14 protein-coding genes are annotated in these 14,265 nt (G+C 53.3%); 9 read left to right on the top strand and 5 right to left on the bottom strand.

Features of this window, described 5'->3' with window-relative positions; genetic code table 11:
- Positions 1-40: 40 nt before the first annotated feature.
- The 5 genes from ACFFLD_RS14865 to ACFFLD_RS14885 all read right to left on the bottom strand — a co-directional run bounded on the left by ACFFLD_RS14865 (position 41) and on the right by ACFFLD_RS14885 (position 4,871).
- Positions 41-310: a hypothetical protein gene (locus ACFFLD_RS14865; protein WP_386041676.1), complete on the bottom strand. Its 270-nt coding sequence runs from the start codon at positions 308-310 to the stop codon at positions 41-43.
- Positions 311-483: 173 nt separating this feature from the next.
- On the bottom strand, positions 484-1,764 hold the full coding sequence (gene hemL, locus ACFFLD_RS14870) for a glutamate-1-semialdehyde 2,1-aminomutase (RefSeq protein ID WP_386041678.1): 1,281 nt from the start codon (positions 1,762-1,764) through the stop codon (positions 484-486).
- A 36-nt stretch (positions 1,765-1,800) separates the two neighbouring features.
- Complete coding sequence (thiD, locus tag ACFFLD_RS14875) at positions 1,801-2,610, bottom strand: bifunctional hydroxymethylpyrimidine kinase/phosphomethylpyrimidine kinase (protein WP_386041680.1); 810 nt, start codon at positions 2,608-2,610, stop codon at positions 1,801-1,803.
- Positions 2,610-3,041, bottom strand: coding sequence for a protoporphyrinogen oxidase HemJ (gene hemJ / locus ACFFLD_RS14880; protein ID WP_386041682.1), 432 nt, complete (start codon positions 3,039-3,041; stop codon positions 2,610-2,612). Before hemJ ends, thiD begins: the two co-directional genes overlap by 1 nt.
- A 9-nt stretch (positions 3,042-3,050) precedes the next feature.
- The gene (locus ACFFLD_RS14885; RefSeq protein ID WP_386041684.1) at positions 3,051-4,871 is read right to left on the bottom strand and encodes a chloride channel protein; all 1,821 of its coding nucleotides are present in this window, start codon (positions 4,869-4,871) and stop codon (positions 3,051-3,053) included.
- Between the two features lie 205 nt (positions 4,872-5,076).
- Between ACFFLD_RS14885 and argC the strand changes: the two genes are divergently transcribed.
- The 9 genes from argC (at position 5,077) to ACFFLD_RS14930 (ending at position 14,148) form a co-directional block, all read left to right on the top strand.
- A complete protein-coding gene (gene argC / locus ACFFLD_RS14890) occupies positions 5,077-6,111 on the top strand; it encodes an N-acetyl-gamma-glutamyl-phosphate reductase (RefSeq protein ID WP_386041686.1) in 1,035 nt (344 codons plus the stop codon).
- A 204-nt stretch (positions 6,112-6,315) separates the two neighbouring features.
- Positions 6,316-6,669 carry an iron-sulfur cluster insertion protein ErpA gene (erpA, locus tag ACFFLD_RS14895; RefSeq protein WP_386041688.1) on the top strand — a complete coding sequence of 118 codons (354 nt, stop codon included), beginning with the start codon at positions 6,316-6,318 and terminating at the stop codon, positions 6,667-6,669.
- 147 nt (positions 6,670-6,816) lie between these two features.
- On the top strand, positions 6,817-7,593 hold the full coding sequence (locus ACFFLD_RS14900) for a transporter substrate-binding domain-containing protein (protein ID WP_386041690.1): 777 nt from the start codon (positions 6,817-6,819) through the stop codon (positions 7,591-7,593).
- A gap of 122 nt (positions 7,594-7,715) precedes the next feature.
- Positions 7,716-8,387 carry an amino acid ABC transporter permease gene (locus ACFFLD_RS14905; protein WP_007112208.1) on the top strand — a complete coding sequence of 224 codons (672 nt, stop codon included), beginning with the start codon at positions 7,716-7,718 and terminating at the stop codon, positions 8,385-8,387.
- Positions 8,388-8,398: 11 nt separating this feature from the next.
- Positions 8,399-9,157, top strand: a complete 759-nt coding sequence (locus tag ACFFLD_RS14910; RefSeq protein ID WP_386041691.1) for an amino acid ABC transporter ATP-binding protein — start codon at positions 8,399-8,401, stop codon at positions 9,155-9,157.
- Positions 9,158-9,794: 637 nt separating this feature from the next.
- A complete protein-coding gene (mnmG, locus tag ACFFLD_RS14915; RefSeq protein WP_386041693.1) occupies positions 9,795-11,699 on the top strand; it encodes a tRNA uridine-5-carboxymethylaminomethyl(34) synthesis enzyme MnmG in 1,905 nt (634 codons plus the stop codon).
- The gene (rsmG, locus tag ACFFLD_RS14920; RefSeq protein WP_386041695.1) at positions 11,696-12,355 is read left to right on the top strand and encodes a 16S rRNA (guanine(527)-N(7))-methyltransferase RsmG; all 660 of its coding nucleotides are present in this window, start codon (positions 11,696-11,698) and stop codon (positions 12,353-12,355) included. Before mnmG ends, rsmG begins: the two co-directional genes overlap by 4 nt.
- Before the next feature lie 49 nt (positions 12,356-12,404).
- Positions 12,405-13,172: a ParA family protein gene (locus ACFFLD_RS14925; protein ID WP_386041697.1), complete on the top strand. Its 768-nt coding sequence runs from the start codon at positions 12,405-12,407 to the stop codon at positions 13,170-13,172.
- A 49-nt stretch (positions 13,173-13,221) separates the two neighbouring features.
- Positions 13,222-14,148 (top strand): ParB/RepB/Spo0J family partition protein, encoded by a 927-nt coding sequence (locus ACFFLD_RS14930; protein WP_386041699.1) that lies wholly within the window; start codon positions 13,222-13,224, stop codon positions 14,146-14,148.
- Positions 14,149-14,265: the final 117 nt, after the last annotated feature.

Here is a 14,265-nt window from a genome sequence, read left to right on the forward strand (position 1 = left end):
CCCTTTGTTAAGGGCGGCTTTTGTCTCTTAAGTTTGTAAACTAGTTAATCATCAATGTTAATGTCCCTCCCTTCCCCTGGGTAGAAGAGTGCGAGCGATTGCCATCCTTTTGGATATCCACCTCCAATCGCTCGCCATCACTTAGTATTGTTACCGTTCCTTCCAGGGCAGTGCCCTCGTAGCTGAACTGTGCGGGCACACGAACCTCTTCTTCGTGGTACTCGGTCGTTTCACCATTATGAGTTACCCGCCAATGAGCAGAAAAAATAGCCCCGTCGCTACCGCTCATAGTGATATAAATCTGAGACATCGATGGCTCCTTTGGTGGCGACTGCGCCACTGGCAGTGGCGATAGGGTTAATCCGCTTATGAAACGTATGACGCTTGCCCCACCCGCTGCTGTTTATTGAGGGTCTATAAACACAAAAGCCGCTCGTAGTGAGCGGCTCTCGTTCAGTATAGCGGGCTTTAGATTACTTGACGTTACATTACTGAAAAGGCTTTCTCTGCAGCGTCTAAGGTAAACTGAATGTCTTCTGGAGTATGCGCACTGGACATAAAGCCTGCTTCATAGGCAGAAGGCGCCAAGTAAACACCGTGATCAAGCATCGCACCGAAGAAACGGCGGAAGGCATCCGGATTACATGCCGTGGCCTGAGCAAAGTTATCCACACGGCTTTGAGAAGTGAAGAATAGCCCAAACATGCCTCCCGCTGACTGCGTCATCATCGGAACGCGGGCGGCATTGGCACGCTCTTGAAGACCATTACATAGGGTGTTGACCCGCTGAGTTAAGGCGTCGTGGAATCCTGGTACCTGAAGCTTAGTCAACAACGCAACGCCTGCTGCCATGGCCAAAGGATTACCCGATAACGTGCCCGCTTGATAAATAGGCCCCATCGGCGAAATGTTTTGCATAATTTCGCGCTTACCGCCAAATGCCCCTACCGGCATGCCACCACCGACAATTTTACCAAGGCAAGTAAGGTCCGGCGTCACGTCATAATGGGCTTGAGCTCCTCCCAACGCTACCCGAAAGCCGGTCATTACTTCATCAAAAATCAGCACGCTACCGTACTCATTACAGACTCGCCGCAAGGTTTCCAAAAACCCTGGCTGCGGCGGTATGCAGTTCATATTACCGGCAACGGGTTCGACGATAATACAGGCAACCTGATCGCCGATTTCAGCGAAACACGCTTCAACACCTTCAGGATCATTAAACGACAGCGTAATCGTATGCTCAGCCAGCGAAGCGGGCACGCCCGGCGAGCTGGGCTCACCATGAGTAAGCGCCCCCGACCCGGCTTTCACCAGCAGCGAGTCCGAGTGACCATGGTAGTTACCCTCAAACTTGACGATCTTATCGCGGCCAGTCGTGCCGCGCGCCAAGCGAATAGCTGACATCGTCGCCTCGGTACCCGAACTGGTCATGCGCACCATGTCCATGGAAGGAATCATGTCGCAGATAAGATCAGCCATGGTGGTTTCCACCGCGGTGGGGGCACCAAATGACAAGCCATTATCTAACCGCGCACGCACCGCCGCCAATACATCCTGATCTGCGTGACCGGTGATCATCGGCCCCCATGAGCCGACATAATCAACATAGCGATTACCTTCAACGTCAAATAGAAAGGCACCCTGGGCTCGCTCCATAAAGACCGGCGGACGATGTAGTCCTTTAAAAGCACGCACAGGAGAGTTAACACCGCCTGGAATATGGCGGCTGGCAAGATCGAACAATTCAGCTGATGTGGTCATGGCATCCTCTCATTAAAGGGCAAGCAGACGAGTGAATTAAAAACGGAGCGCCTTTGAAATACGATTAGGTAAACACTGACCGCTGGGCGGCTGAAAACCTTGAGACAGACTTTGCCAGGTAAAGTGCTGAGCTTGCTCACATGCGGTTGGTAATCGCTCACCAACCGCCAGGCGAGCGGCTATAGATGAGGCAAGCGTACAGCCAGAACCATGAAATTGCTCTGGTAAACGCGGCCATTGCCATTGCCGCGTAGTGTCCGGTGAATGCAGCGTATGCACCACCTGTTGATCATTACCTGGCAACGGCTCATCGGTAGCGGTTACCAGAATGGCCTGGCACCCCTGGGACATAAGCGCTACTGCACGAGCGGTGTCATCAAAAGAGGTCACGATATCCGGCGTTAGCTTAGTCAGCTCTGCACGATTGGGCGTCAAAATATCCACAAGCGGCAGTAAACGATCAACAAACAGCTGGCGCAGATGGGGTGTGGATAACTCAGCCCCCCCTCCGGCGGTAAAGACCGGATCTGCCACGACTGGAATACCAGGAAAGCGTCGAATTATCTGCTCGGTGGCGCGCAGCGTCGCCTCATCGGCGAGCAAACCGATTTTAATGGCCGCCACCTGCATCTCACTGATGACCTCGGCCATTTGACGCATCGCCGCCGGATCCGCAGGCATCACCCGGGTGACATCATGACAATTCTGTACCGTTAGCGCGGTCGGGATAGTGACTGCCCAGCCACCACAGGCAGCGATAGCCTCGCTGTCAGCGATTATCCCAGCACCGCCCGTCGGGTCGTGCCCTGCAAGTACCAACACAACTGGAGGAAGCGGTTGGCGCATCAAAAAGGCTTCACAATGACAAGTATAATAATCGCAACGAGCGCAATCACCGGGGCTTCGTTAAACCAACGGAAGAAAACATGTCCTTTGGTACAGCGGTCTTGAGCAAACTGCTTTAAATAGATCAAACAGACATGATGATAGGCAATCAGCAGTACTACCAGCGTAAGCTTGGCATGCATCCATCCCTGGCTAAACCATTCAGGTACCAGGTAAAGCAGCCAACCGCCAAACAGCAGCACCGCAATCATCGAGGGCGTCATGATGCCACGGTAAAGCTTACGCTCCATGGTCTTGAAATACGCTATCGCTTGGTCATCGCCGTTATCCCGCGCGGTCGCGTGATAGACATACAGGCGGGGTAAATAAAATAGCGCGGCAAACCATGTCACCACCGCTATTAAGTGTATGGCCTTCACCCATAGGTACATTGTCGCTCCTTAAACTGATGAATCCTTCTCTTTCGTTTCACTATCACGAATATCGGCACCACGTGGATCAGTGTAGTGATAATAACGCTCGATAGCGCCACGCGTGATGATACCTGAAATACGCTGCTGGTTTGGGCGATAGCCATGTACGACATACAGCGCTCCAAGTGCATCATCCTGAAGCTTTAAAAACGCTTCTGAAAGGGTCGCCTGTAAGCCAATAGGCGCCAGCTCTAATCGCTGCCCGGGTATCTCCATCAGATCAATCAACTCATCGTCTGGCGGAGCATTACCTTCCAGCGCCTGATCGTGCTCAAGCAGCAAACGTGCTAGCTCAACGGCTTTAAGCGCCAGCACCGTTTTTTCTTTACTCGAGCGCTCAACCACAAGCCATACCGGGTTTGTTTCTAATAAAATCCGCGCCCGATCAGGGGTGATCATACGCTCAGTGCGTACCAACTGACGTTCCATCACCGCGGGTACCGACACCCGTGAGAGTGCCTGCATTAACGGATGTTGAAGGGGATGCAGACCGTAACGTACCGAACTAACAAAAAAACCTTCACAGCCGGTTAATTGTCGCGAGGTTAAACACGCCACTACCACTGCCAACATACCTGGAAGCATGATACTCGGCGTATGGGTTAACTCCAAAAGCGCCATTAGCGCGGCAAGAGGCGCTTGCAGCACGGCCCCCATCATTGCCGCCATGCCCAGCATGGCGTAGATGCCAGGGTCAGCTGCCTTGACAGGCCATAGCCAGCCCCCCAACAGGCCAAACAGCGCGCCGGTCGCTGCACCGATGACCAGCACAGGGCCAATAATACCGATCGGTACACCGCCGGCCACGGTGAGTGCCGTCAGCAGCAGTTTGACAATCATCAGCGCCAGCAGCACCTTGATTTCAAGCTGGTTATTCAGAGCGGCCGCTACGCTGTCATAACCGATCCCTTGAACCTGTGGAAACCACCAGGCAACAGCCCCTGTACAGACACCTATTAACCCCAAACGCAGCCAAAGCGGCCACGCCTGTATGTGTTGGCTGCGGGAGATATGTATAAAAAGCCCCGCCAGCAGACCAATCACCAAGCCTGTGAGCACAATCCAGGGCAGATTGATTATCGAGTCGAGCGCGACGTCGGGAATGCTAAAGGCGGGTTCATTGCCATACGCCAGCTGTGCTACCAGCGCGCCCATGGTGGAAGCCAGAATGACCGGCATAAAGCTCATCAAGGTGTACTCCATCATCACCACTTCCATGGCGAAGATCACCCCGGCAATAGGCGTATTAAACGAGGCAGAAATAGCCGCTGCAGTTCCGCACGCCACCAGCACGCGCAGACTGTTATTAGGTAGGCGCATTTTTAAGCCCAGCCCACTAGCCGCCGCCGCGCCTAAATGAATAGCAGGCCCCTCACGTCCGGCAGAGAGACCGCCAAGCACGACCATCACCCCAACCCACCACTGATTTAACCAATTACGCAACGGAAAACGGCCTTGATGGTAGGTGAGCCGCTCAATGACATGACCGACACCGAGTTTGCGCGCTGCTGGTTTTTGTTGATACAGCAATACCCCGACTAACGTCACTGCCACCATGGGTAATAGCGCCCGCAACCAAGGCGCTATGCTTTCAAATGCTTCAGGATCGCCATTCGCCATGTACAACGTAGCTCCCGCCTCCAGCAGCAGCCGAAACGCCACCATCACGGCACCGGTAATAACGCCCGATACCAGACCCAGCAAACAGAGTTGCGGGAGAGCATCGACATTAGCTAACTGTCGACGAAAACGTTCTAATGTAAAATCCGCTCGGGTAAAAAGCGCCACAACGACCTTCCTTGTTGTTAGTCTTACTCTTCTGGTCTAGCTATTCTGATCTCTTTATTCTCTTGTGTACCATAGCTCGATACGCTTCGACAGCGCGCAGCAATCCGCTTAGGCTATTGCTACCCTGATAATGGTTATCAGCTACCCTAAAAGCGCACTGGACATGTGTTCAAAAACCGTTATACGCATCCGCAAGGAGTGATTTGTGATTAAGGTCGGCATTGTTGGCGGCACCGGTTACACCGGCGTTGAATTACTACGGTTACTCGCCCAGCACCCCCACGTCAACGTAGCCGCGATTACCTCGCGCTCGGAAGCAGGCGTCAAGGTATGCGATATGTACCCTAATCTGCGTGGTCATTACGACACCTTGGCCTTTAGTGAGCCGGATGCTCGACAGTTGGGTGAGCTGGATGCGGTGTTTTTTGCTACTCCCCATGGTGTGGCTCACGCCCTGGCGGGTGAGTTGCTCAATAACGGCACCCGTGTCATTGATCTGTCAGCTGATTTTCGCCTCCGCGACGCCGATGAGTGGAGCCGCTGGTACGACCAGGCACACGGCGCCCCAGGCCTGCTCGAAGAAGCGGTATACGGCTTGCCTGAAATGAACAGAGAAAAAATTAAAGACGCACGCTTGATTGCCGTCCCCGGGTGCTATCCCACAGCCGTACAGCTTGGCTATCTACCGCTATTGGAAGCAGGTCTAATTGACCCAAGCCAACTGATCGCTGACTGTAAATCGGGCGTTACCGGTGCTGGCCGAGGTGCCAAAGTGGGGTCTCTGTTGGCCGAAGCCAGCGAATCGTTCAAGGCTTACGGCGCCTCGGGCCATCGTCACCTGCCGGAAATTCGCCAGGGCCTCAACGACATGCAGGCAACCCCAGTGGGGCTGACATTTGTTCCCCACCTGACGCCGATGATCCGCGGTATTCACGCGACCCTTTACAGCCAGCTCACCACCAACGCGGATGATCTTCAGGCACTGTTCGAGCAGCGCTATGCCAACGAGCCCTTTGTTGATGTCATGCCGCCAGGGAGCCACCCTGAAACGCGTAGCGTCAAAGGTATCAATACCTGCCGCCTGGCGGTGCATCGCCCCAGCAATGGCAATACGGTGATCGTGCTATCGGTCATTGATAACCTGGTGAAAGGTGCCTCGGGCCAAGCGATTCAAAACCTTAATTTAATGTTTGGGTTTGAAGAGAACAGCGGCCTCACCGCCCCCGCGCTGATGCCTTGAACACCCCACCAAAACCAGCATGCAGAGGGCCGCTCAGAGAGGAGGTTATTAAATGTAGCGGCCATGGAAGGATTCACAGCGCCTCCTCGGCGAGCTGCCCTCTGCTTGATAACTCAACTCAATAGTTGACCAATTTGCTGGGAATTACCCATAATCACCCCCCAATGCCGATTTATTCGTTCTTTAAGCTCGCGGGAGGTACCCATGAGCGGTGCAGAAGCTTTTGTTCCTACTCCATTACTGCTGTCCGATAGTGCACGTAAACGTATTAATGCACTGATCGCAGAAGAAAATAATCCTTCCTTAAAGCTACGGGTTTACGTTACCGGTGGCGGCTGTTCAGGCTTTCAGTACGGCTTCGACTTTGCCGAAAATGTCGCCGACGATGATACCGTCATTGAGTTTGGTAACGCCTCATTAGTGGTAGACCCGCTCTCTTATCAATACCTGGTAGGGTCCACGGTCGATTATGAAGAGGGGTTGGCAGGCGCACGTTTTCGTGTTCAAAACCCTAATGCCACGACTACCTGCGGCTGTGGTGCATCCTTTATGGTCTAAACAGCGTTGGCCCATAACGCTCCCTGTGACTTGACGCCCCGGCGGTTTCTCGCCAAGGTTGATAGGTCAATAACGGCTTATAGGGTGCTTCAAAGCGCATAAACTGCTTTGTAAGCCACCACTGCCACATAAAGCACGGGGAAACTTATGAAAATAGCACTACCGTTCAACCTGTCCAAAACCACACTGGCTCTCGCTCTAAGTTTGAGCAGCGCCACCGTTGCGATGGCGCAAACGCCATCGGTGAATGTGGCCACTGATCCAAGCTTTGTGCCGTTTGAAATGATGGACCAGGAAACCGGCGAAATGGTCGGCTTCGATATGGATATCATCAACGAAGTCGCCGAACGGGCAGGTTTTGAAGTCAACCTCACCACGATGGAGTTTTCGGGCATTATTCCCGCCGTGCAAACCGGTAGCCAGGAAATCGCCATTGCAGGCACCACGATTACCGACGAACGCGCTAAAGTGGTCGATTTTTCTGACCCCTACTACGATTCGGGTCTACGTATTATCGTCCGCGCCGACAATGACAGCGTCGAGACATTAGAAGACCTTCAAGATCTCACCATTGGCACCAAAATTGGCTCTACCAGCTTTGACTATTTACAGCAGGAGCTAGGTGAAGATGCTGAGATTACCCCCTTCCCCGGCACGGCTGATATGTACATGGCGCTGTTAGGCCGCAACGTTGATGCCGTCCTTTATGATGCCCCTAATGTGGCCTACTTCTCACAAACGCGTGGAGAAGGCCGTACAAAAGTGGTTGGCCCCCTATATGAAGGTCAACAGTATGGCATCGTGTTCCATAAAGGCAGCGAATGGGTAGAGCCCACCAATGAAGCGCTTGCCGCGATGAAAGAAGATGGCACTTACGATGGGATCTACACCAAATGGTTTGGTGAAGCTCCCAGCGAAGAGTGAGATTAAGCCTCACCTACTAGCGTAACGCTATGACAGGGCCGGGCGGCCACAACCCCCGGCCCTGCTGCGTTGCTTACCAGCTTTTTCTCACCTGCCTTTTTTGTTTTTTCAGGAGTCTACGCGTGGACGTCAATTTTCAGTTTGATTGGTCGGCGGCGTTTGGGTCTATTCCCTACCTTTTGCCGGGGATTCCCTGGACGCTGCTCATTTCGTTCGGCGGCCTCGCCATCGGTTTTTTTATCGGTATTTTCTTTGGTCTATTGCGGATTAGCCGCTTACGTTGGCTACGCTGGCCAGCCATCGTTTACGTCGAAGTATTTCGCGGCACGCCTATTCTTGTGCAGGTACTGTTTATTTTTTACGGCTTGCCGCAACTGTTAGGTAGCCCCATCAACGCCCTGGTCGCCGGTATTGCCGCCATCGCGGTTAACTCCGGTGCCTATATTTCAGAAATCGTACGCGGCGGTGTTCAGTCCATCGAGCGCGGTCAAGGCGAAGCATCGCTCTCCCTGGGTCTCTCACGTACCCAGGCATTTCGTTACGTTATCTGGCCTCAGGCGTTTCGGCGTATGATCCCGCCGTTGGGTAACCAAGGCATTATCAGCATCAAAGATACCTCCCTTTTCTCGGTTATTGGCGTTGGTGAGCTAGTGCGCCAGGGACAGATTTATATCGCCACGACCTTCACGGCGCTTGAGGTCTACTTCATGGTGGCCTTGATGTATCTCGCCATTACCTGGACTCTTTCCATCATCCTGCGCCAGCTTGAGCGCAGAGGCCTGGCCGGACAATAAGGACACGCGCAATGAACACGTCAACACATCCAATTGTGCGTATGCAGAAGCTCAATAAGCATTTTGGCAGTCTGCACGTACTGAGTGATATAGACCTTACCGTGGTGCCTGGCGAAGTGGTGGTGGTGATCGGCGCCAGTGGTTCAGGTAAATCGACACTTATTCGCTGTATTAACGGCTTGGAAGAGTTTCAGTCAGGCAGCCTGGAAGTGGATGGCAACGAACTGCTGCCGTATGGCAAAAGCACCAAAGCGTTACAGACTATTCGCACCGAAGTAGGCATGGTGTTCCAGCAGTTTAATCTGTTTCCCCACCTCAGCGTGATTGACAACGTGACGCTGGCGCCCATGAAGGTTCGCGGCATAAGCCGTGACAGCGCCGTCAGCAACGCCAAGCGCTTGCTTGAGCGGGTAGGTATCGCCGACCAGGCAGATAAGTACCCTAGCCAGCTCTCAGGTGGACAACAGCAACGGGTAGCGCTAGCCCGTGCCTTGGCGATGGAACCTCGCCTGATGCTGTTTGACGAGCCCACCTCGGCGCTTGATCCAGAGATGATCGGTGAAGTGCTTGATGCCATGCGCGAACTTGCCAAAGAAGGCATGACCATGGTGATTGTGACCCACGAAATGGGCTTTGCACGTGAGGTAGCGGATCGCGTTATCTATATTCATAAAGGCACGATTACCGAACAGGGACCGCCCGAGCAACTGTTCGATTCACCCCAACATGAACGCACCCAATCTTTCCTGGCACGCGTGTTAAAACACTAATAACAGGTACTCAAAACGCCTTTTCAGATAAGGCGATACTGCTTAAAAAATGATCTAGATAATCTTAAATAGCCCGTTACCCCCCCTCAAATAGCGTCATTTTTACTGGCCTGTCGATACGACAGGCTTTTTTTTGCCTGTGGATAATTATTTTTATTACGCCTTGGATTCAAGCCGTAACCACCTGTCGTGGCAGGCCCTTGGCAAAGATGGAAACCATTTTAATGGTTGTTCACAGGTGCGGTAACAACCCAGGTACTGAGCGGTGGATAAGGCGTGTTAAACTGCGCGTGTGGATAACAGGCTATTTCGTCCACAGGCTCAACACCTCTTCTGCCCAGGCAGTCCGGCCTTTAAACATGTAGTAGCCAACAATACAAATCATTGAAAATAATAATAATAAATCGCTTATGCACAGAAATTGTCCACACTAGTAGTTACAACATTTACAGAACTTCTCTTATTTTATATTTATGTTGTTATTAATAGTGTGGTTCTGAGGAATCCGGGTGTGGAAAAACCTGACGGTTACCCACAGGGGGTTTATACTTGCCGGCTCATTGATCTATGGTGGCTCTGTCTACACTGACTGCATCGGCCACATCAGCGTGCCCACCGGCACAAGACGAGGTGTCTTTTGAATTATCCGGACCGCTTTGACGTGATTGTCATCGGCGGTGGCCATGCGGGAACCGAAGCCGCATTGGCCTCTGCTCGTATGGGCTGTCAGACCCTGCTGCTCACCCATAACATCGAAACCTTGGGCCAGATGTCGTGTAACCCCGCGATTGGCGGTATCGGCAAAAGCCATTTGGTCAAGGAAATTGACGCCTTGGGTGGTGCCATGGGGCTTGCCACGGATTTAGGTGGCATTCAGTTCCGTGTCCTCAATGCCCGCAAAGGTCCTGCTGTCAGAGCAACCCGCGCCCAGGCAGACCGTGTACGTTACAAAGCTGCTATTCGAGGCATGCTGGAAAACCAGCCCAACTTGACGATTTTCCAGCAGGCGGCTGGCGATCTGATAGTGGATAACGACACGGTACGTGGCGTGGTGACGGAAACCGGTATCCGCTTTCATGCCGAAAGCGTGGTGTTGTGTACGGGAACATTCCTGGGCGGCGTCATTCACATTGGCATGGATCAAAGCAAGGGTGGCCGAGCGGGTGATCCGCCCTCCAATGCCTTGGCGGAACGACTGCGTGCGCTTCCGTTTCGCGTTGATCGCTTAAAAACCGGTACGCCGCCGCGCATTGATGCTAAAAGCGTGGATTTTTCGCAGTTGGAAGAGCAACCGGGCGATACGCCTACGCCGGTCATGTCCTACCTTGGGTCTAGGGATATGCACCCTCAGCAAGTGAGTTGTCATATTGCCCATACAAACCAGCAGACCCATGATCTGATCCTGGGTAACCTTGATCGCTCGCCGATGTATTCTGGCGTGATCGAAGGGGTGGGACCACGCTACTGCCCGTCGATTGAAGACAAGGTGCATCGCTTTGCCGACAAATCCAGTCACCAGGTATTTATTGAACCTGAAGGCTTGGATACCCATGAGCTGTATCCCAACGGGATTTCGACCTCGCTGCCGTTTGACGTGCAAATCCAGGTCGTACGCTCGATAAAAGGGTTGGAAAATGCCCATATTACGCGGCCTGGCTACGCGATTGAGTACGATTTCTTTGACCCACGCGATCTAAAGCATTCGCTGGAAACGAAATTTATCCACAACCTGTTTTTTGCTGGTCAAATCAACGGCACTACCGGCTACGAAGAAGCGGGCGCCCAGGGGCTGCTAGCCGGCCTGAATGCCGCGCGGCGCGCTCAATCACAAGACGCTTGGTATCCACGTCGTGATGAAGCTTACCTCGGCGTACTGGTTGACGATCTGATTACCATGGGCACCAAAGAGCCCTACCGCATGTTTACTTCCCGTGCGGAATACCGCCTGCTGCTGCGTGAAGACAATGCGGATCTGCGCTTGACAGAAGCGGGTCGCAAACTGGGACTCGTTGACGACACGCGCTGGACAGCGTTTAGCCAGAAACGCGAGGCCATCGAGCAAGAGAGCGCGCGTCTGGATACTATTTGGATTCAGCCCGGCAGTCAGGCGGCAGAACAGGTGGCTGAAAAAACTGGATCAGCACTATCACGCGAATATCGGCTAAGCGATTTGCTAAAACGTCCAGAACTCAGTTACAGCGATCTAGCCAATCTGCCCGGCATCGAAGGCACGCTGGTTACCGATCCAGCAGTTGCTGAACAGGTGCAGATCCAGGCCAAGTATCAAGGCTATATCGGTCGTCAGCAGGATGAAATCGATAAGCTAAAACGCCACGAGGCTACCCCGCTGCCCGCTGAATTGGATTATTCAAAGGTAGAAGGGCTATCCATCGAAATTCGCCAAAAGTTGGCTGAAGCGCGGCCAGAAACGCTTGCGCATGCGGCCCGCATTTCAGGCGTTACCCCCGCGGCTATCTCTATCTTATTGGTGCATCTGAAAAAGCGTCGCTTGGTAGCGGCGGCTGATGTGGTTAACGGATGAGTGAATTAAGACCATTGTTAGCGCAGTTACCGGTAAGCGTTGCCCCTCGTTTAGATCAAGGGCTCGATCAGTTGGGCATTGTCGTCGATGAGCGTCAGCGTGAACAACTGCTTGGCTTGGTGGCACTGTTGCATAAGTGGAACCGTGCTTATAACCTCACTGCGGTGCGCGATGTGGAGGCGATGGTGTCGCGCCATGTGTTGGACAGTGCCTCTGTTGCGTCCTTCGTGCATGGGCCACGTCTGCTGGATGTCGGTGCAGGCCCAGGTCTACCGGGCATCGTGTTGGCCATTCTTGACCCGGCACTAGCGGTTACTTTGGTTGATAGCAACGGCAAGAAAGTGCGTTTCCAGCGTCAGGCCGTCATGGAGTTAGGGTTGACGAACGTTACCCCCAGTCAGGCACGAGTCGAAACGTTCAGTGACCAGCCATTCGATCAAGTAATCTCCCGGGCTTTTGCAAGCTTGGTGGATTTTGTCACCCTGACACGACAGCTACCCAAGGCCGGGGGACAATGGCTGGCGATGAAAGGGCCGGGTGCCGACGAAGAACTTCGTGAACTGCCTCCGGGCATTTGTTTACACCAACGTCACCTGCTGGAAGTGCCCTTTGAAACGGCCCAGCGGCAGCTGTTGGTTTTGAGTGTTAAAAGCTAAATGTTGAAAGTTGAATGTTGATTTTGCCCCCCAGGAAGGAGTTGAGTAAGTGAGCCAGATCATTGCCCTGACCAACCAAAAAGGCGGCGTGGGCAAGACCACCTCGGCCGTTAACCTGGCGGCCAGCCTTGCAGCACTCGACCGACGCGTTCTGCTGGTGGATCTTGACCCCCAAGGTCACGCCAGTATGGGTAGTGGTATCGATAAGCATGAGCTTACTAAAAGTGTGCTGGATGTGCTGCTGGGCGAAGCAACGGCGGCTGAAACCATTGTCAAAGATCTGGCCGTAAACTATGACGTGCTGCCGGGAAATGGAGATCTTACCGCTGCCGAAGTGGAGCTCTTGGATCGCGAAAAAAGCGAAAGCTGCTTAACCACTGCGTTGACCTCTGTCGCAGATACCTATGACGTGGTGTTAATTGACTGTCCGCCGTCCTTGAATATGCTCACGGTGAACGCATTAACGGCATCCGATAGTGTGCTGATACCGCTGCAGTGCGAGTTTTATGCCCTGGAGGGACTATCTGCGCTGCTCGATACCGTTGAGCAAATTAAACAAAATGTTAATCCAGACCTGGCGATCGCAGGTATTTTGCGCACCATGTACGACAAGCGCACCAGTTTGACGCGGGAAGTGGACAAGCAGTTACGTGACTATTTTGGCGACATGGTGTTAAAAACCACCATTCCCCGTAATGTAAAGGTTGCTGAAGCCCCAAGCCATGGCTTGCCCGTAACTCAATACGCCCGGTTCTCCCGGGGCAGTCAGGCCTATCGTGTGTTGGCAAAAGAGATGATTCGTCGTCTTTCTCTGTAGCCACTTTTCACTTCAAACATCGGGCACTGTAAAAAATGAGGGAAAACAAATGACGCGTAAACCCGCGCTGGGACGTGGCCTGGATGCCCTGATTGGTGCCGGTGCCCGCCGCCGAGATAGCCTGGAACTGACTGCCAGCGGAAAGCCTACTGCCTTGGCGGATACCACGCCTGGTATCACGGAAGCCACCCCCGAAGATCGGCTCGAGCGGCTACCGTTAGGCCAGTTAACGCGCGGAAAATATCAGCCGCGTCGTGATATCCAGCCTGAAGCGTTGGAAGAACTTGCCGATTCGATTCGCGCTCAAGGCGTCATGCAGCCTATCGTCGTGCGCCCGATCGGCGATAATCGCTATGAAATTATTGCCGGTGAGCGCCGCTGGCGTGCCGCCCAGCTCGCTGAGATGGACGTAATTCCCGCTGTCATTCGTGACGTCAGCGATGAAGTCGCGTTAGCGTTAGCGCTCATTGAAAATATTCAGCGCGAAAATCTCAACGCTATTGAAGAAGCCATGGCGCTCAAGCGCCTGGGAGAAGAATTTGCGCTGACTCAGCAGCAAATTGCCGATGCGGTAGGCAAGTCCCGTACCCAGGTAGCCAACCTGCTGCGCCTGCTGGCGCTAGACCCTGAAGTACAGACCCTGCTCGAACGCGGGGATCTGGATATGGGCCACGCACGCGCATTATTAACGCTGAACAGTACCCAGCAGCGTCAGGTAGCTCACGAAGTGGTCAATAACGATATGACCGTACGCGCGACCGAAGCGCTGGTTAAAAAGGTCCAGACCAGCCAAACGCCTGCTAAGGCAGCCAGCCGACAAGCCAAAATGCCCGACGTGGCAAAACTGGAAACACAGCTCGGCGAACTGCTCGGCGCACCTGTCTCTATTGACCACGGTCAAAAAGGTAAGGGTAAAGTCACCATACGCTATACCAGCCTTGAAGAGCTGGATGGCATCCTAATGCATATTAAATAGCAGGCTATTCATTATCGCGTAAGAAGCTGGCACGTTTTCCCTCTTTGGTCGCAAATAAGCTCATTAACGTACAAAATCGGTGCGACTTCGGTTGAAGGTGTGATAGCGCTTCCCTAT

It is taken from the genome of Vreelandella sulfidaeris, assembly GCF_042429665.1.
Classification (GTDB): Bacteria; Pseudomonadota; Gammaproteobacteria; order Pseudomonadales; family Halomonadaceae; genus Vreelandella.

Excerpts from the sequence above, each read along its gene's own strand:
- ACFFLD_RS14865 (WP_386041676.1), bottom strand. The coding sequence starts at position 310 with ATGTCTCAGATTTATATCACTATGAGCGGTAGCGACGGGGCTATTTTT.
- hemL (WP_386041678.1), bottom strand. The coding sequence starts at position 1,764 with ATGACCACATCAGCTGAATTGTTCGATCTTGCCAGCCGCCATATTCCA.
- thiD (WP_386041680.1), bottom strand. The coding sequence starts at position 2,610 with ATGCGCCAACCGCTTCCTCCAGTTGTGTTGGTACTTGCAGGGCACGAC.
- hemJ (WP_386041682.1), bottom strand. The coding sequence starts at position 3,041 with ATGTACCTATGGGTGAAGGCCATACACTTAATAGCGGTGGTGACATGG.
- erpA (WP_386041688.1), top strand. The coding sequence starts at position 6,316 with ATGAGCGGTGCAGAAGCTTTTGTTCCTACTCCATTACTGCTGTCCGAT.
- ACFFLD_RS14900 (WP_386041690.1), top strand. The coding sequence starts at position 6,817 with ATGAAAATAGCACTACCGTTCAACCTGTCCAAAACCACACTGGCTCTC.
- ACFFLD_RS14910 (WP_386041691.1), top strand. The coding sequence starts at position 8,399 with ATGAACACGTCAACACATCCAATTGTGCGTATGCAGAAGCTCAATAAG.
- rsmG (WP_386041695.1), top strand. The coding sequence starts at position 11,696 with ATGAGTGAATTAAGACCATTGTTAGCGCAGTTACCGGTAAGCGTTGCC.
- ACFFLD_RS14930 (WP_386041699.1), top strand. The coding sequence starts at position 13,222 with ATGACGCGTAAACCCGCGCTGGGACGTGGCCTGGATGCCCTGATTGGT.